Below are 24,952 nucleotides of genomic sequence, written 5' to 3'. Positions count from 1 at the left end.
TCAGGCGATCCCGATACCCGGAATCGCGCTGATCGTATCCGGGTCGAACCCGGCCAGCTCGGCGAAATGCCGCCCGCGTGCAACGTAATCGCGGTAGGCGCCATAGCTCGGCGCGCCCGGCGACAGCAGCACCACCCCACCCTGTTCGCCCAGTGCGCGACGCGCCAGCGACATCGCGTCGGGCAGATCGGCAGCGGCATGCAGGCCGAAACGGCCGGCGTCGGCCAGCGGCTGCAGCATCGCGTGGATGCGCGGGCCGTTGCTGCCCATGGTCACGATCTCCACCGGCGGCACGTCGTGCGCCATGTGCTGCATGAAATCAGTCCAGTCCAGGCCACGATCATGCCCACCCACCAGCAACGCGATGCGCTGGCCGGCAAAGCACTCCAGCGCCGCCAGGCTGGCATGCGGCGTGGTGCTGATCGAATCGTTGACGTAGGTCAGGCCATCGGACTGGCCGATGCGTTGCAGGCGGTTCGGCAGCGGCCGGAAATCCTGCACCGCCGGCGCCAGCGCCACGGCATCCAGGCCCAGTGCCTCCAGCGCGGCCAGCACCGCGCACAGGTTGCCGCGGTTGTGGCGGCCCGGCAGTGGCGTATTGCGGGTATCGAATACCGCCTGCCCGCCGCGATGCACGATGTCACCGCGCATGTGCCAGCCCTGCGGCTGGTTGAACCAGACCACCTCGCTGCCGGGCAGCGACAGCGCCGCCAGATGCGGGTCTGCGGCATTGAGCACGGCAACGCGCGGCGCGGCCCCGGTCACCAGCTGCAGCTTGTCTTCGATGTAGCGCTGTTCGCTGCCGTGCCAGTCCAGGTGTTCCGGGAACAGGTTCAGCACCACCGCCACCTGCGGGTGCGCACCACTGCGCGCGACCTCGCCGGTCTGGTAGCTGGACAGCTCCACCGCCCAGTACGCAGGCGCCGGTTGCGGGTCCAGCACTTCCAGCAGTGGCAGGCCGATGTTGCCGACCAGGCCGGTGCGATGTCCCGCTGCGCGCAGCAGGTGCGCGACCAGCGCGGTGGTGGTGCTTTTGCCCTTGGTGCCGGTCACGCAGATCGTGTCGCGCACGGAGCCATCGGCATCGGCATGTTCGGCAAACCACAACGCCGTGCCGCCGATGAAGCGGGTGCCCTGCTCCGCCGCCGCCAACGCGATCGGCAGGTACGGGCTGATCCCCGGCGACTTGATCACCACCTCGAATGCCGCCAAGGCCTCGGCCGACGGTTCACCACGCACGTCCAGCACGCCCTGCGTCTCCGCACGCGCGGCCGCGACCTCGCTGGCCGGGCAGAACAGGCTCAGGCCAAGCGATGGCAGGCGCGCGCGCAGCACCGCATACGCAGCACGCCCCTCACGTCCCCAGCCCCACAGCGCTACGCGCTTGCCTTCAAGCTGCGAAATCTTCACGCACCCGTTCCCACAGCGTCGCCGGAATACGATGTTCGCCCTGCAGCTGCATCAGCGGTGCAAGCTCCAGCTCGGCCGCATCCAGCTGCGGCTGGATTTCATTGCAGAAGCGCTTCACCAGCACGTCTTCCTTCCACTCCGGGCGCTGCGCCAGGGTGGCCATCGCCGCACGCGATTCGCGGCCTTCGCCCACGCATTCGAACGGCTTGTGGTCCTGGAATTCCAGCAGCGCATCGAAGCCACCAGCCTGCTCGATGTCATCCAGCAGGTTGCGGCCGAAGATGCGCACCAGGCGGGTCTTCGGCATGAAGGGTGCCAGCGCCAGGAAAACGAAGTGGCACTTCGGGCAGACGCCGCACCAACGGTTCACCGGGCGCTCGCCAAGGATGTGGAAGTTGCGGTTGCAGCTGGAGAAATGCGCGTCGTAGAAATCGCTCTTGGCGAACTGGCGGGCCACCGCCAGCTCCGACATCGGCCGCAGCAGCGAGTAGTACTGCAGATCAGCGGCCACCTGTTTCTGCACGTACATGCCGAAGGCCTGCTCGAACGCCCAGCCCTTCGACCACTGGTGGTTGACCTCGCCGGTGCCCGGAATCTGGCTGCCGTAGCTGGCCGAACGTTCGTTGGAGAACACCACCTGGTCAACGCCCTGCAGCAGCGCAGCCAGCACCATGATCGCCGAGTTCACCGCAGTGACCGGGATGTGCCCGTTCCATGCGCCCTGGCGGTTGAGTTCGAACAACTCCGGCGCCAGCGCGCGGCCAAGGTTCAACGTCGGCAGCCCGGTGCGCTCGGCACAGGCACGGATCAACTGCGAACCCCCGATCCAGGTCACCGTCTCGTCCACGCCGGCGCGGCGCAGCGCTTCGATGCTGACCAGCGAATCCTTGCCACCGCCGATGGCCACCAGCGCATGCGCCTGCAGGCCCAGCACCGGTGCCTGCACCGTTTCGCCCTGCACCGGCAGGCGGAAGCGCCCACGCAGGTTCAGGCCGTTGCGGTAGGCGAATTCGCCCAGGCCGTTGAGGTAGATGGTCTCCACCAGCGCTGCGGTATCGGCATCGATGCTGTAGCTGTCGATGCTGACCGTATCGGGCACGCCGGCCTTGTAGTAGCTCACACCGGCAATCAGGTGCAGCAGCCGCAGCGCGCGCTGCACGGCATCGGCACGGGCCGGTTCCAGCACGAACGGAGCGCCGGGCACGGTAACGGTTTCCACCATTTCCGGGCCGTCATCGAAGGCGTAGACCAGCTTGGCCACGCCGGTGTCCGCGGCGAATTCGCAGCGGACGAAACGGAAGCGGGAAACCTGGTGTTTATCGAAAGCAGTCATGGTGAATCCAGTTCAAGCACGGTCAGGCACGTGCCCGCGCGCAGGCGCGGGACGTGTCGGTGGGCGGGTGCAGGGCGCGGAAGGCGGCGATCATTCGATCACGTCTTCGCGCGGCATCGCCCGCTGGTTGTAGGTGTTGGACATCACATAGCCGTAGGCACCGGCGTCGGCGATCAGCATCACATCGTCCGGCGCGGTCGACACCGGCAGCTTGCGGCGCTTGCCGAACACATCGCTGGATTCGCAGATCGGGCCGACCACATCGAACGCCGCTTCGGCGTAACCGCCCTGGCGGCTGAGGTTCTCGATGTCGTGCCAGGCGTCGTACAGGGCCGGGCGCATCAGCGTGTTCATGCCGGCATCCAGGCCGACGCGGCGCACGCCATCCTTCTCCACCACCTGGGTGGCGTGGGTCAGCAGCACGCCCGATTCGGCCACCAGGAAGCGGCCCGGCTCGATCGCCAGGCGGAACGCCGGATGCAGCGCCTTGACCTCGGCCAGGCCCTCGGCCCAGGCATCCAGGTCGAACGGCTCGTCTTCCTCGCTGTACGGGATCGGCAGGCCACCACCGATGTCGATGGTGTGCACGCTGCCGATGCGGCGCGCGAAGCCAGCCAGCTCATCGCACATCAGGCGCCAGTGCTGGGCGGTTTCCACGCCGCTGCCAAGGTGCGCATGCAGGCCGACCACGCGGGTGCCCAGCTCGGTGGCCGCGCGCACGAACTCGTCCACGCGCGCGATCGGCAGGCCGAACTTGGACTCCTTGCCACCGGTGCGGACCTTGGCGTGATGGCCTTCGCCACGGCCCAGGTCCACGCGCAGCCACAGTTCGCGGTTGCGGAACAGGTCCGGCCAGCGTTGCAGGGCTTCGACGTTGTCGACAGTGACGGTCACGCCCAGCGCGAACGCCGCTTCGTACTCGCTGCGCGGGCAGAAGCTGGGGGTGAACAGCACGCGCTTGGGCGACAGTTCCGGAATGGCCTGGAACACATGCTTCAGCTCACCGTGCGACACGCACTCCAGGCCGAAACCTTCGGACTCCAGCAGCTGCAGGATGGCCGGATGGCTGTTGGCCTTGATCGCGTAGTAACGCTGGTCGATCGGCTTGATCGCCGCCAGCGCGCGGGCACGCGCCCGCACCGTCGGCAGGTGGTAGACGTAGCGCGGGGTGCCGGCATCGGCCAGCTGCAGCAGGTGCGCACGCTGGCCGCGCCACCACGGCGTACCACGCGGGCGCACGGTGCCGGCGATTTCGCGCCAGCGCGGGCCGAACACTTCGGTCTCTTCCACCGGCATCGCGCCGCTGTCGATCAGTTCGGCGTGCAGGATCGGCAGCAGGCCATCGGCATCGGCTTCGTCGATGACGAAGGTCAGGTTCAGGTCGTTGGACGACTGCGAAATCATGTGCACGCGCTCACGACCGAAGGTCGCCCACACGTCCGACAGCTTGTGCAGCAGCGAGCGCATGCCCAGGCCGACCAGGGTGATCGCCGCGCACGGCACGATCACCTTGACCTTGCAGATCTGCGACAGGTCGGCCGACAGCGCGGCCAGCACATCGGTGTTGACCAGGTTCTCGGACGGATCCAGCGATACGGTGACGTTGGTCTCGGCCGAACCGATCAGGTCCACCGACAGGCCGTGCTTCTTGAACAGGCCGAATACATCGGCGAGGAAGCCGACCTGCTGCCACATGCCGATGCCTTCCATCGACACCAGCACGATGCCGTTGCGACGGCTGATTGCCTTCACTCCGGGCACCGGCGCGGCATTGCCGTCGATGCTGGTACCCGGCAGTTCCGGACGCTCGGTATCGAGGATCGCCATCGGCACACCCGCATCGCGGCACGGCTTGATCGAGCGCGGGTGCAGCACCTTGGCACCGGTGGTGGCGATTTCCTGCGCTTCGTAATAGTCCAGGCGGGTCAACAGGCGCGCGTCCGGCACGTCCTTGGGATTGGCGCTGAACATGCCTGGCACATCGGTCCAGATCTCCACGCGGCTGGCGCCGAGCAGCGCACCGAAGTACGCTGCGGAGGTATCCGAGCCGCCGCGGCCGAGGATGGCAGTGCCACCGTCGGCGTGACGCGAGATGAACCCCTGGGTGATCAGCAGGCGCGTGGGCTGAGCGCGGAAGCGCTGCGCCCATTCCGCATCGGCACGCCACTGGCAGTTCACCGACAGGCGCTGCGACCAGTCGCTCTGGTTCGGCTGCGGCGGCAGCGCGTCCAGCCACTGGCGCGCATCCATCCAGCCGAAATCCAGGCCGCTGGCACGCAGGTAGGCCGCGCCCAGGCTGGAAGACAGCAGTTCACCCTGGCCGAGCACTTCGGCCTGCCAGTCCAGAGGACGGCTGGGCGCACGCGGGTCGTCCAGCAGGCCCTGCAGCGCGGCCAGCCGCTCGGCCAGCACCTCCGCGCCCAGCCCCAGCTCGTCCAGGAAGGCCTGGTGGCGTTCGACCAGCGCCGCCAAGCGATCGCGGCTGTCCGGCGCGCCATCGGCAATCGCGGTCAGTTCATTGGTGACCCCGGACAGCGCCGAAACCACCACCAGAACGCGCGAACCGGTCTCTTCGGCCCGTTTTTTCGCCAGCTTCCCGATCGTGTCCCAGCGGTGGCGACGCGACACCGAGGTGCCGCCGAACTTCAGTACGATCCAACGATCGACAAGGGGGGAAGCTGACATGGATAGGCTATGTGTAATGTGGGGAAGCCGCCCGAGGGGGCGGAACCTTCGATTCTAAGCCCAATACACCCGTCAATGACCGCCTACCGCTACCTGCAGCTCGATGTCTTCGCTCACCAGCCCGGTACCGGCAACCCACTCGGTGTCGTGTTCGACGCGGATGGACTGTCCACCGACCGCATGCAGGCCCTGGCCGCCTGGCTGAACCTGTCCGAGACCGTATTCTTCCTTCGCCCCACCGCTACCGGCGCCGACTACCACGTGCGCATCTTCACCCCTGCCAGCGAGCTGCCCTTCGCCGGGCACCCCAGCGTGGGCGCCGCCTGGGCTGCGGTCACCTGCGGCCTGGTGCAGCCACGCGACGGGGCCCTGGTGCAGCAGTGCGCGGCCGGCCTGCTGCCGGTGCAGGTCACCGGGCCGGCCAACGCGCCCACCATCCGCCTGGCGAGCCCAGCGGCACGGCCGCTGCCGGCTCTGCCAGGCGACATTCCTGACACTCTGCGTGCCGCTGCCGCCGAGGGCCAGCGCGCCGAGCTGTGGGACAACGGCCCGCGCTGGTGGCTGCTGCCGCTGCGCGACGCCGAGGCCGTACGCACGCTGGTACCGGACATAGCGGCCCTGCGCGACTGGAGCATTGCCACCGACGCGCTCGGCATCGCCGTGTTCGCGCTCGAAGCCGATACCGGGCACGACCTGGTGGTGCGCGCGTTCTGCCCCGCCGATGCGCCCAACGTGCCGGAAGACCCGGTGACCGGCAGCGCCAACGCGCTGATCGGCGCCTGGCTTCGGCAGCGTAATGCCCTGCCCGGCGAGAACCGGACCTATGTGGCCAGCCAGGGCCGCGAGGTCGGCCGCGACGGCCGCGTCCAGGTCACTGTGGACGCGCAGGACACGGTGTGGATCGGCGGCCAGGTGCAGCTGGTGATAGACGGCAACATCACCTGGTAGCGCCGGGCCAAGCCCGGCGGGCTGCCGCGCTGCGCGCTCGCGGGGCATGGCCCCGCGCTACCCTATGCCGCCTGTTTCCTGGAGTTCCTGCCCGATGACCACCCGCCGTTTCCTGCAGCTGGATGTGTTTTCCCCGCGCCCGGGCGCCGGCAATCCGCTGGCCGTCGTGCTCGATGCCGAAGGCCTGGACGATGCAGCGATGCAGGCCATCGCCCGCTGGACCCGCCTGCCCGAAACGACGTTTGTGTTCCCGGCACAGACGGCCGGCACCAGCTATCGGCTGCGCATGTTCAGCCCGCAGAAGGAAGTGCCGTTCGCCGGCCATCCCAGCGTCGGCACCGCCCACGCGGTGCTGCAGGCGGGCTTGGCCATGCCGGTCGACGGGGTACTGGTTCAGGACGGCATCGCCGGTGCGCTGCCACTGCGCGTGACCGGCGAAGGCGCGCAGCAGCGCATCGCCATCCGCACGCCCCGTGCGCAGCTGGCCGAGATCGCCGCCACCGATGACCCACGCCTGCAGGCCGCATTGCACACCTGGCCGCTGGGTTCGCTGCCGCCGGCCCGCATGCAGGGTGGCCGCAGCTGGTGGGTCGTAGAGGTCGCGGATGAGGCCGCGTTGCGCGCCCTGCACCCGGACTGGGATGCGATCGCCACGCTGGCTGAATCGACCGACAGCATGGGCGTGTTCGCCTATGCCTTTGCCGATGGCAGCGATGGTTACGACCTGGCCGTGCGCGCTTTCGTCGGCAATGGGCGCCGCTTCGAGGATGCTGCTTCTGGCGCGGCCAACGCTGTGCTGGCGGCCTGGCTGGACCTGCGCGACGCCCTTCCGCGCGGCCGCCAGCCCTTCGACGTCAGCCAGGGACGCGAAGTCGGCCACGATGCGCGGCTGACGCTGCTGGTCGATGAAGAGGGCGAGGTCTGGTCCGGCGGCCAGGTGCAGACGGTGATTTCCGGCACCATCGATTGGTGAACGCAAGGCGGTAGAGCCGGCCGCTGGCCGGCTGCCACCTTATACCCGGTTTCATGTGGTTGCCGGCCAGCGGCCGGCACTACCTTCTCAGCCCAGTTCGGCTTCCAGGCTGATCGGCACCGCGCTCAGCGCCTTGGAAACCGGGCAGTTCTGCTTGGCGTCATCAGCGATCGCGCGGAACTGCGTCGCCTCGATTCCCGGCACAACCGCCTTCACTTTCAGCCGGATCTGCGACAGCTGCGGGCCGCCTTCCATCGACAGATCGACCTTGGCTTCGGTATCCAGCGAGGTCGGGGTAAAGCCTGCCTCGCCGAGCTTGGCCGACAGCGCCATGGTGAAACAACCGGCGTGCGCGGCAGCGATCAGTTCTTCGGGATTGGTGCCTTTTTCATCACCGAAACGGCTGTTGAAGCCGTAGCGGGTTTTGTCCAGCAGGCCACTCTGTGGCGTGCTCAACTGGCCCTTGCCCGACTTCAGGTCGCCTTCCCAATGCGCGGTAGCGTGTCGCGAGATTCCCATGTCCTGCTCCGTTGTGGCTGTGATGAACCAATACCCTGGCACGCGCCGCGTTAGCCCTGCGTCGCCCCGCCGCATGCGGCGCGCCTGTCCCGAGCCAACGACTGGACACTTCTTCGCCAGCAATCTGGCGATTTCCCCCTTGTTTTCAGTCATTTCGCCCATCCAGTCGAAATCACCGACACTGCGGTGCAGCGCACCACCGCACCCGCTCCCCCTACTGCCGGCCATGTACTGAATCGGCCTGGATATGAAAAAACATGCACTTTCAGCGCTCCAGGCTATTGGCGGCGCCCAAGAGTTGCCCTACATTGCGCTTGCCGACGGGGTTCGGCGCCGACCAAACAACCAACCGTTCACGGAACAGGAAACCATGGCAAAGACCGCTAAGAAGGCTGCCCCGAAGAAGGCAGTGAAGAAAGTCGCGACGAAGGCAGCCGCCAAGCCGGCCGCTCCGAAGCCGATCAAGGAAGTGCTGACCAAGTCGGGCCTGGTTGCACACATCGCTGAAGTCTCCGGCGTTGTCGCCAAGGACGTCCGCGCTGTGCTGGCCTCGCTGGAAGGCGCTGTCGCTTCCTCGGTGCACAAGAAGGGTGCCGGCTCGTTCACCCTGCCGGGCCTGCTGAAGATCACCACCGTCAATGTGCCGGCCAAGCCGAAGCGCAAGGGCATCAACCCGTTCACCAAGGAAGAGCAGTGGTTCGCCGCCAAGCCGGCCACCACCAAGCTCAAGGTTCGCCCGCTCAAGAAGCTCAAGGACGCTGCGCTCTAAGCGCGCGCCCTGCAGCGGATACCTGACGGGACGGCTTTGGCCGTCCCGTTTTTTTTGCCCCGCCTCCGCGCTCGCTCTGCCGTAGATCCACGCCATGCGTGGATGCCGTCCACTGCGCCCCCGCAACACAGCGTTTCCCGCGCCCACGCAATTTCCCGCACAGGCCCGCCGCCCATGGCCGCGCCGCTGTTTTTCCAGCGCAGGAACGAACCGGGTGGAACACTGCGTGCAGCGCCGGCCATCGCCGCCGGCCGACGCCTTGCCTATGGTGGTCCCATTCCTCCCCACCAGCGCGAGCACCCCCATGGCCAGCCCTTCCACCCGCTACCGGATCTCGGTGACCCCGATCGAAAAGGACGGGCACCAGTGCACCGGGCGCTGCACCATCGAACTGGAGCACCGCGCCAGCCGCGACCTGATGCGCCTGCTGGAATCGGCCCCGCGCACGGCAGGCCTGAGCGGTGACGAACGTGCCACCCTGGTGGTGGCCACCCAGCTGCTGCGTGACATCGTGCAGCGCCATGCCGACACCGACGGCCATGCACTGGCAGCGGTCGCCGCGCAGGTCCTGCCGGCGCTGGACGCGCTGGAACAGCTTCCCTCTTCGCGCTGACCACTTCGCGCTGAGCGGTCCCCGGCCGCTACACTGCCGCCTTCCAGGCTGCCTCGGGGAGGAGGCAGACATGCGCGGTTTTATTTCCTTGTTGATCCCGCTGCTTGTGGCGGGGTGTTCCAACCCGGCGCCCCCGGTCGATGCCACCGGGCGCGACGCGAGCGCCGCCACAACCGCCCCGTCGGTGCCAACGACGAAAGCGGCACCGCAGGCCGCTACCGTTGACGCGATCGCCATCGATCCGCTGTATGGCGCCGTTGCCAACGGCAGCGAAACGCCCGCAGCGATGCTCAACCGCTACATGCTGGATCTGCTCAACCGCAACACATCGCGCAGCGATGCGGCCTGGGCCTATGCCCCCGCCGACCCGCGTCATGCCGACGATGCCGTGCTGCGCCTGCTGCCCGACGTGCGCAACCTGCGCCTGGACAGTGACGTGGCGTTGCCCCGCGACGATGGGCAGCCGCCACGCCTGCTGGAGGTGCCAGTGAAGATCCGCGCGGTGACCGCCAACGGCACCTTCCGCTACCACGGCTGGTACCGCGTGCAGCCCAGCGCCGATGGCCGCAGCTGGCAGATCCAGTCGGCCAGCCTGCAACCAACGCTGGACTGAACCGTTGCAACCGTGTGTACCCGCGATTCAGCGGGCAAAGCTACTCTGTAGGCCTCTTGGATCCTTCTTCCGGTCACCGCCATGCGCCTGCGTTCCCTGATGACCCGCCTTGCCGCCTCGACCGTGCTGATTGCTGCTGCGATCGGTGCGCAGGCCGCCCCTTCGATCTCCGGTCGCGAACTGGCGGTTGGCGCCAGCGACGTGCAGCAGTATCTGGACGGCAGCTTCCCGCGCACGCAGGACGCGCTGGGCGGCCTGATCGCGCTGACCATGAGCCACCCGCAGCTGAGCCTGCCGGCAGGCGAGCGCTTGAACCTGGGCATGGACGTGGCGCTGGCCACCGCCGGCGGTAACCCGGCCAAGCTGGGTACGGTGAAGCTCAGCAGTGGCCTGCGCTATGACGCGCAGACCCAAGGCTTCCACCTGCAGCAGCCGAGCGTGGATGACTTCACCCCGGCCAGCCAGGGTGGCCGTCTCGATTCACGGACCCGTGGCCTGCTGAACGCATGGCTGAGCGACTACGCCCAGCGCGAACCGATCTACAAGCTGGACCCGGCCGTGGCCGGCCTGCTCGGCGCCCTGCAGGTGCAGTCGGCGCAGGTGAAGAACGGCAAGCTGGTGGTGACCTTCAACCAGAACCTGGGCGACCTGGTGCCGGCGGGCATCCTCGGCAAATAAGCCCCCGCCAAATACGGTAGCGCCGGGCCATGCCCGGCGGCTTCTGTCATTTCCGCGCTTCGCGCTCGCCGGGCCTGGCCCGGCGCTACCGCATCACAACATCACGCCGCCAGCGCTTTAACCACCGCCTCGCTGAAGGCCGGAATGTCATCGGGCTTGCGGCTGGTGATCAGGTTGCCGTCCACCACCACTTCCGCGTCGCGCCAGCGCGCGCCGGCATTGGCCAGGTCCTGCTGCAGCGACGGCCACGAGGTGACCTCGTGGCCCTCCGCCAGCCCGCTGTTGATCAGCAGCCAGGGGCCGTGGCAGATCGCCGCCACCGGCTTGCCGGCACCCGCCATGCTGCGGATGAAATCCAGTACTGCTTCGTTGGTGCGCAGGGTATCCGGATTGATCACGCCACCGGGCAGCACCAGCGCATCGAAACGGCCGGCATCGGCGCCATCCAGTGGTTGATCCACGGCGACCGAATCACCCCAGTCCTTGTCCTTCCAGCCCTTGATGCTCGCCTCCTTGGCCGGCGACACCACGCTCACGCGCGCGCCCTCCGCTTCCAGCAGCTGCTTGGGCTCGATCAGTTCGGACTGCTCGAAACCATGCGTGGCGAGAATGGCGATCTGTTTGCCGCGTAGACGCTGTGCCATGTCGTGCTCCAGATAGGGGGGAGCGCACAGGGTGGCCGAGTGGCCCTTGAACGGCGGTGACCCTCACGTGCACGGCAGGTGGAGAATCGCCCGGATAGCGCCGGGCCGTGCCCGGCGGCTTCTGGTTCCGCCCGCGCTTCGCGTTCGCCGGGCATGGCCCGGCGCTACCGGATCAGCGCTTGGGCTGCAGCATCGTGCCGGTGCACTTGGGCGAGCCACAGCGGCACTCCCAGATCTTCTTCAGCTTGGCCGTGTGGCGCTCGGCCAGGGTGATGCCGTAGTTGTACGTCAGCTCTTCGCCCGCCTTGATATCGCGCAGCGCCTCGATGAAGACCTTGTCGCCGCGGCTGTCACCGTCTTCGTCTTCCTCGATCACCGCCTCGCAGTTCGGGTCGCAGCTGTGGTTGATCCAGCGCGCGTCGTTGCCCTTGTAGTTGGCATCGATCACCCAGTCGTCGTTGAGGGTGAACAGGAAGGTATGGCCGCTTTCCACGTCGCCACTGTCATCGGCATCGACATCGCCGTGGCTGCGCAGCAGGCCCTTGTACTGGATCACGCGCTCGCCCTGCTTGATCGGGGCCACGGAAAACACACCGTTGCCGTGGATGGCGGACTTGCGGGCTTGGATCTTCTTGGGCATCGGCAAGAGACGTTTGCAGCGGAAGGAACGTTGATTCTCGCCCATTCCGGGTGATTGCGAAAATCACCCCCATGCCGCAGCATGTCGCCCCGATGGCGGCCCTTGGCGACTGCCCTCCGGCCAGGCCCAAGCGCCCGCTGAATGGCCGGGTTGGATGCCGGCGAATAAAAGCGTACAATTTCAGTCCGCTTTAAGAACCACTCGCATCCCATGTTGCGCGTCACCAAGCTCACCGATTACGCCACCGTCGTACTGACCGTACTCGCCGCCCGTCCGGGCGAGGTGCTCAGTGCCACCGAGCTGGCCGAATTCACCGGTCTGGAGCCGCCCACCGTCAGCAAGGTGCTCAAGCCACTGGCCCAGGCCGGCCTGGTCGAAGGCCTGCGCGGCGTCCGCGGCGGCTACCGGCTGACCCGCCCATCGATCGAGATCTCGCTGTTTGAAGTGGTTGAAGCCATGGAAGGGCCGTTGGCCCTGACCGAGTGCAGCCACGACCACCACCAGTGCGGCATGGCGCCCAAGTGCGGTGCGCGCAGCAGCTGGCGGCTGATCAACGACGTGGTCTCCGAGGCCCTGCGCGATGTCAGCCTGGCGCAGATCCTGCCCCCTCTTCCCCTTGTCGACGAAGAACAGCGCCGCACCATCGCTGTCGACGTCGTCTCCTGATCCGTAGGCAGCCCCCCATGGCCACCGAAACCATCGAAACCGTCGCCAGCGACGACACCCCCAACCGCGAGATCCATGAGCAGCTCGGCCGCAAGTATTCGGCCGGCTTCATCACGGACATCGAGTCGGACTCCCTTCCCGCCGGCCTGGACGAGGACACCATCCGCGCCCTGTCGGCCAAGAAGGAAGAACCGGAATGGATGACGCAGTGGCGCCTGGACGCCTACCGCCACTTCCTGACCATGCCGATGCCGAACTGGGCCAAGCTGCAGATCGCCCCGATCGACCTGCAGGCGCTCAGCTACTACTCCGCGCCGAAGGGCCCGAAGTACGCCTCGCTGGATGACGTGCCCAAGGAACTGCTGGACACCTACGACAAGCTGGGCGTGCCGCTGCACGAGCGCGCCAAGCTGGCCGGCGTAGCGGTGGACGCGGTGTTCGACTCGGTGTCCGTCGGTACCACCTTCCGCAAGGAACTGGCCGAAAAGGGCATCGTGTTCTGCTCGATGTCCGAAGCCATCAAGGAGCACCCGGAACTGGTCAAACAGTACCTGGGCACCGTGGTGCCGGTGGGCGACAACTACTTCGCCGCGCTCAATTCTGCGGTGTTCTCCGATGGCAGCTTCGTGTTCATTCCCAAGGGCGTGCGTTGCCCGATGGAACTGAGCACCTACTTCCGCATCAACGCCGGCCACACCGGCCAGTTCGAGCGCACGCTGATCATCTGCGAAGAGAAGGCGTACGTGTCCTACCTGGAGGGCTGCACCGCGCCGATGCGCGATGAGAACCAGCTGCATGCGGCGGTGGTCGAGCTGGTGACGCTGGACGATGCCGAGATCAAGTACTCCACCGTGCAGAACTGGTACCCGGGCGATGAGAACGGCGTCGGCGGCATCTACAACTTCGTCACCAAGCGTGCCGAATGCCGTGGCGCGCGCAGCAAGGTCACCTGGACCCAGGTCGAGACCGGCTCGGCGATCACCTGGAAGTACCCGTCCTGCGTGCTGCTGGGCGACGACTCGGTCGGTGAGTTCCACTCGGTGGCGCTGACCCATCATCGCCAGCAGGCCGACACCGGCACCAAGATGATCCACGTCGGCAAGCGCACCAAGAGCAAGATCATCAGCAAGGGCATCAGCGCCGGCCGCGGCCAGAACACCTATCGCGGCCTGGTCAAGGTGGACCGCAACGCAGACGGCGCGCGCAACTACACCCAGTGCGATTCGCTGCTGATCGGCAAGCAGTGCGGCGCCCACACCTTCCCCTACATCGAGGTGAAGAACCCGGGTGCCACCGTCGAGCACGAGGCCACCACCTCGAAGATCTCCGACGACCAGCTGTTCTACTGCCGCGCCCGTGGCATCAGCCAGGAAGACGCGGTGTCGATGATCGTCGACGGCTTCTGCAAGCAGGTGTTCCGCGAACTGCCGATGGAATTCGCGGTGGAAGCCAAGAAGCTGCTGGAAGTCTCGCTGGAAGGTTCGGTGGGCTGATCGCCCGCCCTGCCCTCGCACAACGCATTCTCTTTACCGGCGGGCCCCGGCCCGCACCACGGAAACCCCCACCATGCTGAAGATCGAAAACCTCCACGCCCGCATCGGCGACAAGGAAATCCTCAAGGGCCTGTCCCTTGAAGTGAAGCCCGGCCAGGTGCACGCCATCATGGGCCCCAACGGCGCCGGCAAGTCCACCCTGGGCAATGTCCTGGCTGGCCGCGACGGCTATGAGGTCAGCGAAGGCAGCGTGCAGTTCGAAGGCGTCGACCTGCTCGACCAGGACCCGGAAGCGCGCGCCGCTGCCGGCCTGTTTCTGGCGTTCCAGTACCCGGTGGAAATCCCCGGCGTGAACAACACCTACTTCCTGCGCGCCGCGCTGAATGCACAGCGCAAGGCGCGCGGCGAGGAAGAGCTCGATTCCATGCAGTTCCTCAAGCTGGTGCGGCAGAAGCTGGCCGTGCTGCACCTGAAGGACGAACTGCTGCACCGTGGCGTCAACGAAGGCTTCTCCGGTGGCGAGAAGAAGCGCAACGAGATCTTCCAGCTGGCCGTGCTCGAGCCGAAGCTGGCGATCCTGGACGAAACCGATTCGGGCCTGGACATCGATGCACTGAAGAGCGTGGCCGACGGCGTCAACGCGCTGCGCAGCGCCGACCGCTCGTTCCTGGTCATCACCCACTACCAGCGCCTGCTGGACTACATCAAGCCGGACGTCGTGCACGTGCTGGCCGATGGCCGCATCGTCAAGAGCGGCGGCCCGGAACTGGCGCTGGAACTGGAAGCGCACGGCTATGACTTCCTGAAGGACCGGGTCGTGCCCGAGGCGGCGGTCTGATGAGCGCCCTGCTCGATTCCATGGCCCAGGCCTTCTGCGGCAGCGATGCGCGCCGCGAAGTGCTCGACAGCGTGCTGCGCGACGGCCTGCCCGGCGCACGCAGCGAAACCTGGAAGTACACCTCGCTGCGCCAGCTGGAGCGTCGCAGCTTCGCGGCCGCACCGTTGGCCCCGGCGCTGCTGGATGCCGCCGCGCTGGAGGACATCCCCGCACCGCGCCTGGTGTTCGTCAATGGCCGCCTCAACGACGCGCTGAGCGATGTGCAGGGCCTGCCGGCCGGCGTGCAGCTGGAGACGTTGTCTTCTGCACTGGCCGCTGGTGAGGACGCCGTGCGCTTCCTCGGCCGCCGCTACGATCGCAGCGACGATGTGTTCGCCCGCCTCAACGCCGCCCTCGCCGATGAAGGCGTGGTGCTGCGCGTGGACGACGGCGTGCAGGTCGAGGTGCCGCTGCAGCTGGTATTCGCCAGCGTGGCCGGCGACACCGACCTGGCCTGGCACCACCGCCACCTGATCGAACTGCGTGCCGGCGCCAGCCTGGGCGTGGTCGAGCACCGCTTCAGCGTCGGTGATTCGGCGCATCTGGACAACACGGTGCTGCACGCCCACGTCGCCCGCGATGCGGTGCTCAAGCACGCCCGCGTGCAGGCCGGCAGCGCGCGCCAGACCAGCTTCCTGCGTACCGACGCGGTGCTGGCCAAGGACGCGCAGTACCACCGCGTGGACCTGGAGCTGGGTGCCGCGCTCAGCCGCCATGAGCTGAACGTGCGCCTGGAAGGCGACAACGCCCAGCTGACCGCCAATGGCGTGCTGCTCGGCAACGGTCGCCGCCACGTCGATACCCGCCTGGGCATCGACCACATCGCCCGCGACACCAGCGCCGAGCTGCAGTGGCGTGGCGTGGCGGCCAACCGCAGCCGCGTGGTGTTCCATGGCGGCATCCAGATCCGTGCCGGTGCCGATGGCACCGACGCCAACCTGTCCAACAAGAACCTGCTGCTGTCGGCCGACGCCGAGATCGATACCCAGCCGACGCTGGTGATCGACGCCGACGAAGTGAAGGCCGCACACGGTGCCACCGTCGGCCAGCTCGACGCCAACGCGCTGTTCTACCTGCGCTCGCGCGGCCTGCCGCAGGCCCAGGCGCAGGCGCTGCTGAGCGCCGCGTTCTGCCACGAGCCGCTGAGGGTGCTGCCCGAAGCGCTGCGCGAACAGCTGGCACGCCGGCTGGACAAGGCGCTGGCTGAGGCGGGCGTGGCATGAACCTGTCCACCCCGCGACCGATCGAAGCACCCGCCGACGCCCCCGACTGGGCGCGCGTGCGCCTGGACTTCCCGCTGCTGATGCGCGAAGTGCACGGCAAGCCGCTGGTCTATTTCGACAACGCCAACACCGGCCAGAAGCCGGTGCAGGTGATCGGCGCGGTGGACGAGTTCTACCGTCGCTACAACGCCAACGTCAGCCGTGCCGTGCATGCGCTGGGTACCGAGGCCACCGACGCCTACGAAGGCGCACGCAACAAGCTGGCCCGTTTCCTCAATGTGCGCAGCAACGACCTGGTGCTGTGCAGCGGCACCACCTTCGCGATCAATCTGGTTGCCTACTCCTGGGCCCTGCCCCGGCTGAAGGCCGGCGACGTGATCCTGGTGTCGCGCATGGAACACCACGCCAACATCGTGCCGTGGCAGCTGGTCGCCCAGCGCACCGGCGCGACCATCCGCGTGGCCGAGATCACCCCCGACGGCGCGCTGGACCTGGAGGCACTGCGCGCGGCGATGACCGCCGAGGTCAAGCTGCTGGCGGTGGCCCATGTCTCCAACGTGCTCGGCACCATCAACCCGGTGCGCGAGATCTGCCGCGAAGCGCGCAAGCGCGGCATTGTCACCGTGGTCGACGGCTCGCAGGCCGCCCCGCACCGCAAGGTCGACGTCACCGCGATCGGCTGCGACTTCTACGCCATCACCGGCCACAAGATGTGCGGCCCGACCGGCACCGGTGCGCTGTGGGCGCGTCGCGAGCACCTGGACGCCATGCCGCCGTTCCTGGGCGGCGGCGAGATGATCAAGGAAGTCAGCTTCGACGGCACCGTATTCAACGACGCCCCGCACAAGTTTGAAGCCGGCACCCCCAACATCGCCGGTTTCATCGGCCTCGGCGTGGCGGCGGACTATCTGCAGAACGTCGGCCTGGACCACGTGGAAGCGCGCGAAGCCGAGCTGCTGGCGCACTTCACCGAAGAGCTGCGCCGGGTTGACGGCCTGCGCATCATCGGCGAAGCGCCGGAAAAGGCCGCGGTGGTGTCATTCCTGATCGACGGCGCCCATGCGCACGATCTGGCTACCCTGCTGGATCTGGAAGGTGTGGCCGTGCGCTCGGGCCAGCACTGCGCGCATCCGCTGCTGCAGTACTACGGCGTGGCGGCAACCTGCCGTGCCTCGCTGGCGTTCTACAACACGCATGAAGAGATCGAGCGGTTCATGACCGCGTTGACGAAGGTGCGGAAGTTGCTGGGGTGAGGCTTCAGTAACAGATGGGAAGATGCGAACGCCACGGGAGACCGTGGCGTTTTTGCGTCCCAAGATGGCCAATGCTGATCTACTGCACGACAACCGTAAAAGTCATCTGCACAGGCAAGCCCAACTGTCCCAGGGGCTACACCCGGCGAAGTTGCAGGCTCTCACCCGGTAGGCATAACTGCCTTTTCCACGGCTGGCACCAAAGCTGTTCGCACCGCCGTTATGCACCACAGTCCAGCCGCCGCCGTTGGCGCTCTCCTAATCGCTCGGCGGCAGTCGACATTCAGAACTCGACCTCTTTGCAATAACTGCAACGCAGTCACCCACGGACAGTCCGCAGGTGTCCGCCGACACAAAAATTCCTCGATAATTGGTCAAAACGAAATAGCTTCTCAGCTTTTCATTCCCCTCCTGATCGAATGACTGCCGAACATCAATCAAATGGACCTCACACATTTGCTCCCTTGATGCGCCTCCGGCGACAGAACTGGAGCGGAGCGCCGCAGCGTATTGATCTGCCCTTGCATTGTTCGGGAGATGATTGACAACCCCACCCGAACTCGCCACTTCACTAGTACACGCAACAAGGCCAGCCAGGCAAATCGCTGCAAAAATTACGACTATTGATCTTCGAATGCGATCAGAATACTGGACTTTACTCACCAATATATGCTCCGATGGATTAATGCAATAAATTCAGACCTCGTCACATAGTTTCACCATTCTTTTCGAAACAACCGAAGCACATTGACCTTCTCCGACATCACATGTGGATGCATCCATGAACCTCCCCTCTCCATCCATCAATACATAGAAAAGCCTCCTCCTTCTCTTTCCTTCCCGGGACAGCTCAAGTTGCGACACCACCAACTCCGCCTTTACTTCGACTCCGCCATCCACAGAGCGCGAACGAATGACGTCATCCACTTCAGCAAATATTTTCTGGGATGATGAACTGTCATGATCTTGATTGATAACCTGCAAATGGCAGCCGCGCTGCTGACCGCAGGAAGAAAGAAGAAAAATTGATATGACGGAGGCCAGTAAAGTTGAAATATTCATCGGAATATCCGGTTGGTTATTTCCCTGAAAACTGCTTATCGAGGCGTTTTGCATCAAGTCGCCCCTCAACCCTAAAGACCCCCTTGAAATCGCTCAACCGATGCCTCGATGTCGTGTCATTACTCAGCATCGCATCCTCATCCCTCGCAGTAATTCGCGTACCATTTCGATCAGCCATGATATGATCGGAAGAGTACCCCTCCATGGGGCTCGATGTACGCCCATCTCGCGACCCCACATCACGATACCCTTCCGGGGCGCCTGCAAAATGCAGGATATCGTGAACTGCCGCGCCTATCCAGTTGCTCTCGGAGCTATCGATATGAGCCGTCCTCCCGCCGATTCCGCCATATACCCCCTGGCCGGCACGAGGATAATTTGCGTAATCCTTTCCAGGCCCCAAATTCATTGAATTCTGGCCATGACCACCGGCGGAACCCAGGACCTGCAAACGAACCTTAATCCCTCGATACTCGGAAGCAATTGAATCAACCCGACTCCTGATCGCTTCCACATTGGATTTTGTTGCAGCGGGACCCGTAAAATTAACCGGAATCACCAGAACATTAACATCTGAAAAATATATCGCATCAGCGCCATCTGGATCGACGAACTTGTAGGGATTCCCATTTCCATACCTGTAACGCTGGAAATTTGCATAGGGATTTTCGACAGTAGTGACTGGATCCACCGAGAGGAAGGTACCCAAACTTGAGTCGAAGTATCTCTGCTGCATGTAGTTCAACCCGGTTACAGAGTCCGTCATATGCCCGGCATACCCTGGACCATCCTTCAACGGCCGATTGACCACGCCTCCATACGGTTCATATACCGTACGCTCGATGACATTTCCGCTGGCATCGGTGATCGCCACCGGCGAGCCCAGTGCGTCGGTGTGGATGTATTCCACCACTTCCTGGGCCGCAGCCGGTGCAGCACCGGCCAGTGTCGCCACCACAAGAAGCGCTGCGCGAATAAGTAGAGAAGTGATTCCATTCATGGCTCAGTCCCAGCTCAGTACGCCGCGCGTGACAGGAAAGCCCGCAGACCATTCCGAACAGCCGCCGGCATTGCAGGCGCGAACGATGTACAAGCTTGAGCAGTAATTCCCGTTGTTTGACTGCACGTAAGTCAGAGGCCCGGTGTATAGACGCCGTCCAGCCCCCGAGGGCTCAAGGTGATACTCCGTTGCGCCGGCCACGGCTCGCCAGGAGACGGTGCACTGCACCTGGTAGGGGGCCTTGCGCGTAGACAACCATTCCGCCAGGAAAATCTGGGTGGCAGCCGGAGGAAGCACGACTGAAACGCTTACGATGCCTGAATATGGGCTGCACCCCGCGAAGTTGCAGGCACGTACACGGTAGGCGTAGTTGCCATTGCCTCTGTTTGCACCAAAGCTGTTCGCACCGCCGTTATGCACCACGGTCCATCCACCGCCGTTGGCGCTCTCCTCCACGATGAAGCTCTCACTATTCGCGGGTACTGACCAGGTGAAGCTGTACTGCGGCACATTCACCAGGCCCGGCGCGCTGATCACCGGCTCGATCGTCGGCGGTCCGATGACTGCGACCGTCACCGTTGCCGACCACGGCCCGCATCCAGCGCCGTTGCAGGCGGCGACGCGGTAGGCATAGCTACCCACTCCACGCGCAGGCGTGGCAAAGGAACCCGCATTACCATCGAACAGGGTCACCCAACCGCCGCCATTGGTACTTTCCTGAAGTGTGTAACGATCAGCACCGCCAATCCCGTTCCAGCCGATGCCAATGCTGCCGGGTGCCGAACGAGCCGGCGCTGATACTCCAGGAGCACCGACAGGCGGGTAGACCACCATCACTGCGGCGCCATTGCTGTATTCGGTACACCCCACCGGATTACATGCACGGACACGATAGTTGAAGCTGCCTGCCGGCTTGCCACTGAATGCCTTGGATTGGCCCGCCGCATTGTGAACCTGCGTCCAGGCTCCGCCATTGGCACTCTCCTCCAGTTCAAAGCGTTCTGCGCCGGCAGAGGCCGACCAGCTGATGCTGTAGCTGCCGTTGAATGCAGTTGTCGGTACGCTCAGCACAGGCACTGCAGCCGGCGGCAGCTCGACGGCGACCGAGGCGGTGTTGCTCCACTCGCCACAGACCACGCGGCATCCGCGCACTCGGAACTGATAGGTGCCGGTGACCAGACCGCTACTGGTGAATGCCTGCGCCTCGCCGTCGAAAATCGTGCTCCAGTTGCCCGCTTGGGCGCGCTGCAGTTCGTAGCGGTTGGCGCCGCCGGCCGGACTCCACGTCAGGTTGACGCTGCCTTGGGTGATGTAGCCCGGAGCGCTCAGCGCCGGAGCACTGGGTGCAGCCTCGCCGTGCACCTGCGCCACTAGGCTGCCGGACAGGTACAGATAGTCCGTCTGCTTTCCCGTGCGCTCATTGCGCTGGAAACGCAGCACGCCGCCATTGTCATAGAACGAGTAGATCACGCCCGTTTCGCTGTTCCATGCTTTCACCCGGCGTCCATGCGCGTCGTACATATAGGCTTCCGTCGTTCCCACCGTACGCAGGCGGTTGCCGTAGTCGAAACCAAACGCCTGGCCATTGCGGATCGAAAGATTGCCCTGCACGTCATAGCCGAGACCGACAACGGTCGCGCTGCTGCCAGTATCGACAACGTTGACCAGACGATTGGTCGGATCGAAATAATGCGTGCGATCCCGGCTGCCGACCTTGGCCCGGCGCAGGTTGTCCAGTGCGTCGTACTCATACAGCGCGTTGCCAAAGCCCGGCGCGGTAACCGAGCGCAGTCGATCCAGCCCGTCATAGGCCATGTCACGATTGCCTGGCGCACCCGGCAAGCCATCAGAGATGGCCATCACGTTGCCACCCGCATCGTAGTCGTAGCTGTCATCGAGCACTGCGGCCGCAGCGGTGGCATCGCGACTTCGGTCAGGAAGACCGCGAGCATTCTGGCTCATCGCATGGACAATGCCGTTGCCATATACGAAGCGCGCCAAGGCGCCGTTGGCAAAATAGCTGGCCTCCTTCGCATAGCCCCCCACCGATGTGGCGCGGCCGAGGGCGTCCGGGGCATAGCTGACGATGCGCCCGCCCGGGTAGGTGTTGCTGGCAAGCGCGCCGTTGCCATCGTAGCCATAGGCCAGGCTCAGATTGCCGAAGTCTGGATGTTGCAGCGTCTCGCTGCTGAGCAGACGACGATGGTTGTACTGGTAGCGATTGATGACCAGCGGACGGCCGGCATCGTTCTGCGTACTGATTTCTGCGGGCAGGCCATCTGGCGTATACGACCAGGTCTGGTTGCCGCGGCCATCAGGGAAGGTCAACGCCAGCAGTCGATTGGCAGCGTCATAGGTGCGCTGCACGGCGCGGCCAGTCGCGAGTGCTTCGCTGCGGTTGCAGTCTGCGCTGCTGGCAAGGCCCGTGCCGGCAGCCGACCACAGAACATTGCCGGCGGCGTCGTAGTCCTGCACCGTCGCCCCGGTTTCCGGCTCGATGGTCTTGCAGAGTTGCTGGTAATCGTCATAGACATAACGGCGGGTCAGTGCCTGGCTGCCGTCGGCGCTGCGACGGGTAATCGCCAGCGGCTTCCCGAGAGCGTCGCGCTGGATCTCGGTCACGACCCCTTCTGGATGCTGCAGTATCAACGGCATCTCATAGGTGGGCTGGTCATAGGCCAGGTGCCGTGTTGTGGTCGACTGTCCGCGTGGATTGGTTACCTTCACCGACAGGTTGCCCACGAACTCAGTGCGAGTCACCAAGGCACCCAGTTCGGACGACTGGCTGACCACGACCGGTCGACCCAGCGCGTCGTACTGCGTGGTGGTGCCGTCAAACGCCGCATTGATGTCGGAAAGCTGGCGAACCGGATAGGACGCGAACACCGTCTTGCCGCTGGTGTCGTAGCGGGTCACGACTGCGCTATCGAGAGCGTTGTCTGCATTTTCAGTGACCAGCACCGGGCGGAACATGGCATCCAGATAGGTATCGGTCCGTCGCCCGCCCTGGGTTCGTGAATGCTTCCAGGCGCCGGCCGGCACGCCGAACTGCGCGCTGCCCAACCGCTGCAGGTCCATGGTGACCGCATTCCAGCTCACGGTGTCGCCACCGGGGAACTGCTGGCTGCGCAGGCGCCCCATGCTGTCGTAGCTGAAGCTGGTGGTTGCTCCGATTTCATCGGTCAACGAGGTGATCCAGCCGTTGTCGTCCACCACAACGGTGCGCGTCGCCCCATTGAGAGATTCAGCCGTGGCCGGCATCCGCAACTGCTGCGGGACACCGCGCTTCCACGCGGACAGGTGGCTGGTGTTGCCACGGGCATCGGCAACCGATGCCACCGTACCATCAGCCGCGTAGGTCACCTGCTGCGCCAACCGGCCGAAGGCATAAGCGCGCAGCGGCAACGCATTGGTCGTGTCGAACTCGGTGCGTGACTGCTCGACACCATTGACTACGCTGCGCGCTGACTGGCCATTCACCCATAGCGCCAGGTTGTCGTAGTAGGTGGTTGTGCTGGCGCGGCTCTGTCCGGCTGAATTGCCCTCGACGACGCTCACCTCGCGTGCAAAGGCATCGAAAGCCTGGACCGTGCGGGTGAACTGCACGCCATCCTGTTCCACCACGGTGGACTGTACGGGCCTGTTGTAGTGTGCCTTGAGGTCGTTCGCACCGTACTTGAAGTCCTTGCCGGCTTCTTTCGGGAATGGCGCCGAGTCAAGCTGGGTGTCGGGATAGTAGTTGTTGCGGTCGATGCGCACGACGGTGCCGCCCGAGCGCGTGGTGGTCGACAGCAGCAGACCGTCGTTGTACGCCACCTCCTTGCCGAATTCATACACACGTACAACGCCGTCAGGCAGCGTTTCGGTGGTGATCTTCGGTTCGGCCTGGCCCGGAGGAATGGCCGGTCCGCCGAGATCCTGCGCGTAGGCGCCATCAAGATTGGTGTACTGATAGGTCCACTGCGCAACAGGCATACCCGGACCAGTGATTGTTTTTGCTACCAGCGACTGCGCGTCACGGTAGACAGGCGTGTAGTTCCAGCCTTCTTCGTACAGATGATTGTCACCAGATGTCTGGCAGTCGAACGTTACGTTCTTCCGTCCGTGGCGGAACGGGCGGAACAAGAACGTACCCACTGCCCCCGAAGGATGCTGGACAGTCGCCGCAATCTCAGTGGGTATGATCTTGTTCATCCGGGCGCAGGTCACCGGATAGTCCATGTACTCCCAGATGTTCTGCCCGGTGTAGTCGGCATACTTGCGGGTGACGGAAAGCGGCGGAAGGTTGTAGACCCACTGGGTCCCATCCGGCAGCGTTACCGTCTGGAGGATATTGGCTGCGGTATATCCGTACGTCCACGTGCGCCCAGCTGCCGTCGCTGATGCAATCAATCCGTCAGCGTTGTACGCCAGGCTGATTTCACGACCATCACTGGCAAAGATGCGTTCGAGGCGGTCGCCATTCCACTCATAGCGCACCCAGTTGCCAAACCGATCCACAATCTGGGAGGGGTACAGGTAAACGCGCCTGCGCTGCAATTGAGCATTACTCTCCGGACCAAATGGCTGCAGGGTCGCAGGATTGACCGGACGGGCCACCATCCAGTCAAAGTAGTACTTGGAACCATCAGGTGCGTGCCCCAGGAAGCCTTCACCGGCCTGGCCACTTTTGAGCGAGCCCAGACAAGTGAACGTCCAACCGCTTTTGGTGTTCCACGGGGTGGATTTACCGAACTGAGGCTTGGGCTGGCGAGCATCACCGCCGTCTCCCAGAATGCTCTCGCCCCCGCCACCAGGCAGCGAAAGTCGCGTGCCATCCCAGTAGGTGTGCGCATTGAAGTTGACGATCTGGGTGTGCCGTCGGTTCCAGACTTCCAACGACGGAGGTCCGCTGACGGTGCTGCAGCGGGCCGCAGGCAGCCAATAGCCTGCGGCCGCAGTCTCAGGCAGGTCGCCGTGCACACCAGACAGGGAAGGAATATCCAATTTCCAGTTGGAGAAAGGGCTCTCATTACTGTTGCCGCCATCGCCGTGACTGCGGCTCAGCGTCATCGGCAAGCTGCCATTGCCCGGTATCGAAATATCCGTGGCCTTGAAGCTGATCGAACCGTCATACAGGTTGACCTGCTCGCCAAAGATCTCGCCCTTCAAGGGCTCGACCAGGTCGCCGTACTTCAAGCGCTTGTCGTACTCCTGGCGCCAGGTCGGTACGATCTGGGCGGAGGCGGGAACCGGTGCCAGTACGCAGAAGGCCAGTGCTGTCAGAAGCAGGCCTTTGATGGCGTTTGCCGCGCGCGGATGAGCAATGAGCCGTGACTGCATGAAGATCCTCCCTGGATCGACCTTCCTTGAGAGCCCCGCCCACATCGCGCCACTGTCGATGATCAGATCGGACGGTACCCACTCCGGCAGACAACCACACGCTTGAACGCGGTGGGCGGGCATTGCTTCATTTATGAATGAGAAATGAAGATCATGTCAACAAGGCGTATCCGACACACTCGGCAAAGCTGGCCGAATCAGCAAGCTCCCCGCCCGCCCCCGCCCCACCTA

20 protein-coding genes are annotated in these 24,952 nt (G+C 64.8%); 11 read left to right on the top strand and 9 right to left on the bottom strand.

Annotated features, from left to right (window positions below; genetic code table 11):
* From murD to J2X70_RS08050, 3 genes are all read right to left on the bottom strand, one after another.
* Positions 1-1,410 (bottom strand): UDP-N-acetylmuramoyl-L-alanine--D-glutamate ligase, encoded by a 1,410-nt coding sequence (gene murD / locus J2X70_RS08060; RefSeq protein WP_309909799.1) that lies wholly within the window; start codon positions 1,408-1,410, stop codon positions 1-3.
* Positions 1,391-2,743 (bottom strand): UDP-N-acetyl-alpha-D-muramoyl-L-alanyl-L-glutamate epimerase, encoded by a 1,353-nt coding sequence (murL, locus tag J2X70_RS08055; protein ID WP_218788850.1) that lies wholly within the window; start codon positions 2,741-2,743, stop codon positions 1,391-1,393. Before murL ends, murD begins: the two co-directional genes overlap by 20 nt.
* A gap of 90 nt (positions 2,744-2,833) precedes the next feature.
* Positions 2,834-5,428, bottom strand: a complete 2,595-nt coding sequence (locus tag J2X70_RS08050; RefSeq protein ID WP_309909796.1) for a bifunctional aspartate kinase/diaminopimelate decarboxylase — start codon at positions 5,426-5,428, stop codon at positions 2,834-2,836.
* Between the two features lie 75 nt (positions 5,429-5,503).
* Here J2X70_RS08050 and J2X70_RS08045 point away from each other — a divergent pair, with 75 nt between their 5' ends.
* Positions 5,504-6,376 carry a PhzF family phenazine biosynthesis protein gene (locus tag J2X70_RS08045; protein WP_309909794.1) on the top strand — a complete coding sequence of 291 codons (873 nt, stop codon included), beginning with the start codon at positions 5,504-5,506 and terminating at the stop codon, positions 6,374-6,376.
* Between the two features lie 94 nt (positions 6,377-6,470).
* Entirely contained in the window at positions 6,471-7,349 is an 879-nt protein-coding gene (locus J2X70_RS08040; protein WP_309909792.1) for a PhzF family phenazine biosynthesis protein, read from the top strand.
* Between the two features lie 87 nt (positions 7,350-7,436).
* On the opposite strand, the gene J2X70_RS08035 is transcribed toward J2X70_RS08040, so the two are convergent.
* A complete protein-coding gene (locus tag J2X70_RS08035; RefSeq protein WP_025873972.1) occupies positions 7,437-7,868 on the bottom strand; it encodes an OsmC family protein in 432 nt (143 codons plus the stop codon).
* A 370-nt stretch (positions 7,869-8,238) separates the two neighbouring features.
* Here J2X70_RS08035 and J2X70_RS08030 point away from each other — a divergent pair, with 370 nt between their 5' ends.
* The 4 genes from J2X70_RS08030 (at position 8,239) to J2X70_RS08015 (ending at position 10,541) form a co-directional block, all read left to right on the top strand.
* The gene (locus tag J2X70_RS08030) at positions 8,239-8,637 is read left to right on the top strand and encodes an HU family DNA-binding protein (RefSeq protein ID WP_025873973.1); all 399 of its coding nucleotides are present in this window, start codon (positions 8,239-8,241) and stop codon (positions 8,635-8,637) included.
* A gap of 304 nt (positions 8,638-8,941) precedes the next feature.
* On the top strand, positions 8,942-9,250 hold the full coding sequence (locus tag J2X70_RS08025; RefSeq protein ID WP_025873974.1) for a DUF3861 family protein: 309 nt from the start codon (positions 8,942-8,944) through the stop codon (positions 9,248-9,250).
* A gap of 70 nt (positions 9,251-9,320) precedes the next feature.
* The gene (locus J2X70_RS08020) at positions 9,321-9,863 is read left to right on the top strand and encodes a hypothetical protein (protein ID WP_025873975.1); all 543 of its coding nucleotides are present in this window, start codon (positions 9,321-9,323) and stop codon (positions 9,861-9,863) included.
* An 81-nt stretch (positions 9,864-9,944) separates the two neighbouring features.
* Positions 9,945-10,541 (top strand): DUF1439 domain-containing protein, encoded by a 597-nt coding sequence (locus J2X70_RS08015; protein WP_025873976.1) that lies wholly within the window; start codon positions 9,945-9,947, stop codon positions 10,539-10,541.
* Positions 10,542-10,642: 101 nt separating this feature from the next.
* Here the strand turns inward: J2X70_RS08015 and J2X70_RS08010 are convergent, their stop codons facing one another.
* Both J2X70_RS08010 and J2X70_RS08005 read right to left on the bottom strand, forming a co-directional pair.
* Positions 10,643-11,185, bottom strand: a complete 543-nt coding sequence (locus J2X70_RS08010; protein ID WP_309909788.1) for a type 1 glutamine amidotransferase domain-containing protein — start codon at positions 11,183-11,185, stop codon at positions 10,643-10,645.
* Positions 11,186-11,357: 172 nt separating this feature from the next.
* Positions 11,358-11,825: an SET domain-containing protein-lysine N-methyltransferase gene (locus tag J2X70_RS08005; protein ID WP_010483549.1), complete on the bottom strand. Its 468-nt coding sequence runs from the start codon at positions 11,823-11,825 to the stop codon at positions 11,358-11,360.
* 210 nt (positions 11,826-12,035) lie between these two features.
* On the opposite strand from J2X70_RS08005, the gene J2X70_RS08000 reads away from it, so the two are divergent.
* The 5 genes from J2X70_RS08000 to J2X70_RS07980 all read left to right on the top strand — a co-directional run bounded on the left by J2X70_RS08000 (position 12,036) and on the right by J2X70_RS07980 (position 17,337).
* Positions 12,036-12,491 (top strand): SUF system Fe-S cluster assembly regulator, encoded by a 456-nt coding sequence (locus J2X70_RS08000; RefSeq protein ID WP_025873978.1) that lies wholly within the window; start codon positions 12,036-12,038, stop codon positions 12,489-12,491.
* A gap of 17 nt (positions 12,492-12,508) precedes the next feature.
* Entirely contained in the window at positions 12,509-13,984 is a 1,476-nt protein-coding gene (sufB, locus tag J2X70_RS07995; RefSeq protein ID WP_025873979.1) for a Fe-S cluster assembly protein SufB, read from the top strand.
* A gap of 73 nt (positions 13,985-14,057) precedes the next feature.
* Positions 14,058-14,822, top strand: coding sequence for a Fe-S cluster assembly ATPase SufC (gene sufC, locus J2X70_RS07990; protein WP_025873980.1), 765 nt, complete (start codon positions 14,058-14,060; stop codon positions 14,820-14,822).
* Complete coding sequence (gene sufD, locus J2X70_RS07985) at positions 14,822-16,084, top strand: Fe-S cluster assembly protein SufD (RefSeq protein WP_025873981.1); 1,263 nt, start codon at positions 14,822-14,824, stop codon at positions 16,082-16,084. Before sufC ends, sufD begins: the two co-directional genes overlap by 1 nt.
* Complete coding sequence (locus J2X70_RS07980; RefSeq protein ID WP_309909784.1) at positions 16,081-17,337, top strand: cysteine desulfurase; 1,257 nt, start codon at positions 16,081-16,083, stop codon at positions 17,335-17,337. Before sufD ends, J2X70_RS07980 begins: the two co-directional genes overlap by 4 nt.
* 696 nt (positions 17,338-18,033) lie before the next feature.
* Here J2X70_RS07980 and J2X70_RS07975 read toward each other — a convergent pair.
* The 3 genes from J2X70_RS07975 to J2X70_RS07965 are packed head-to-tail and all read right to left on the bottom strand — an operon-like array spanning position 18,034 to position 24,844.
* The gene (locus tag J2X70_RS07975; RefSeq protein WP_081323682.1) at positions 18,034-18,399 is read right to left on the bottom strand and encodes a hypothetical protein; all 366 of its coding nucleotides are present in this window, start codon (positions 18,397-18,399) and stop codon (positions 18,034-18,036) included.
* A 16-nt stretch (positions 18,400-18,415) separates the two neighbouring features.
* The gene (locus J2X70_RS07970) at positions 18,416-19,399 is read right to left on the bottom strand and encodes an RHS repeat-associated core domain-containing protein (RefSeq protein WP_081323681.1); all 984 of its coding nucleotides are present in this window, start codon (positions 19,397-19,399) and stop codon (positions 18,416-18,418) included.
* 3 nt (positions 19,400-19,402) lie between these two features.
* On the bottom strand, positions 19,403-24,844 hold the full coding sequence (locus J2X70_RS07965; protein WP_309909779.1) for a wall-associated protein: 5,442 nt from the start codon (positions 24,842-24,844) through the stop codon (positions 19,403-19,405).
* Positions 24,845-24,952: the final 108 nt, after the last annotated feature.

Origin of the sequence: Stenotrophomonas sp. 1337 (genome assembly GCF_031455455.1) — a bacterium.
Taxonomy (GTDB): domain Bacteria; phylum Pseudomonadota; class Gammaproteobacteria; order Xanthomonadales; family Xanthomonadaceae; genus Stenotrophomonas; species Stenotrophomonas indicatrix.
The sequence above is the reverse complement of the archived record's forward strand: the minus strand, read 5'-3'. Positions and strand labels throughout refer to the sequence as shown.

Coding starts and splice junctions, on each gene's coding strand:
- murL (WP_218788850.1), bottom strand. CDS start 2,743: ATGACTGCTTTCGATAAACACCAGGTTTCCCGCTTCCGTTTCGTCCGC.
- J2X70_RS08050 (WP_309909796.1), bottom strand. CDS start 5,428: ATGTCAGCTTCCCCCCTTGTCGATCGTTGGATCGTACTGAAGTTCGGC.
- J2X70_RS08045 (WP_309909794.1), top strand. CDS start 5,504: ATGACCGCCTACCGCTACCTGCAGCTCGATGTCTTCGCTCACCAGCCC.
- J2X70_RS08040 (WP_309909792.1), top strand. CDS start 6,471: ATGACCACCCGCCGTTTCCTGCAGCTGGATGTGTTTTCCCCGCGCCCG.
- J2X70_RS08035 (WP_025873972.1), bottom strand. CDS start 7,868: ATGGGAATCTCGCGACACGCTACCGCGCATTGGGAAGGCGACCTGAAG.
- J2X70_RS08030 (WP_025873973.1), top strand. CDS start 8,239: ATGGCAAAGACCGCTAAGAAGGCTGCCCCGAAGAAGGCAGTGAAGAAA.
- J2X70_RS08025 (WP_025873974.1), top strand. CDS start 8,942: ATGGCCAGCCCTTCCACCCGCTACCGGATCTCGGTGACCCCGATCGAA.
- J2X70_RS08020 (WP_025873975.1), top strand. CDS start 9,321: ATGCGCGGTTTTATTTCCTTGTTGATCCCGCTGCTTGTGGCGGGGTGT.
- J2X70_RS08015 (WP_025873976.1), top strand. CDS start 9,945: ATGCGCCTGCGTTCCCTGATGACCCGCCTTGCCGCCTCGACCGTGCTG.
- J2X70_RS08010 (WP_309909788.1), bottom strand. CDS start 11,185: ATGGCACAGCGTCTACGCGGCAAACAGATCGCCATTCTCGCCACGCAT.
- J2X70_RS08005 (WP_010483549.1), bottom strand. CDS start 11,825: ATGCCCAAGAAGATCCAAGCCCGCAAGTCCGCCATCCACGGCAACGGT.
- J2X70_RS08000 (WP_025873978.1), top strand. CDS start 12,036: ATGTTGCGCGTCACCAAGCTCACCGATTACGCCACCGTCGTACTGACC.
- sufB (WP_025873979.1), top strand. CDS start 12,509: ATGGCCACCGAAACCATCGAAACCGTCGCCAGCGACGACACCCCCAAC.
- sufC (WP_025873980.1), top strand. CDS start 14,058: ATGCTGAAGATCGAAAACCTCCACGCCCGCATCGGCGACAAGGAAATC.
- sufD (WP_025873981.1), top strand. CDS start 14,822: ATGAGCGCCCTGCTCGATTCCATGGCCCAGGCCTTCTGCGGCAGCGAT.
- J2X70_RS07980 (WP_309909784.1), top strand. CDS start 16,081: ATGAACCTGTCCACCCCGCGACCGATCGAAGCACCCGCCGACGCCCCC.
- J2X70_RS07975 (WP_081323682.1), bottom strand. CDS start 18,399: ATGAATATTTCAACTTTACTGGCCTCCGTCATATCAATTTTTCTTCTT.
- J2X70_RS07970 (WP_081323681.1), bottom strand. CDS start 19,399: ATGAATGGAATCACTTCTCTACTTATTCGCGCAGCGCTTCTTGTGGTG.
- J2X70_RS07965 (WP_309909779.1), bottom strand. CDS start 24,844: ATGCCCGCCCACCGCGTTCAAGCGTGTGGTTGTCTGCCGGAGTGGGTA.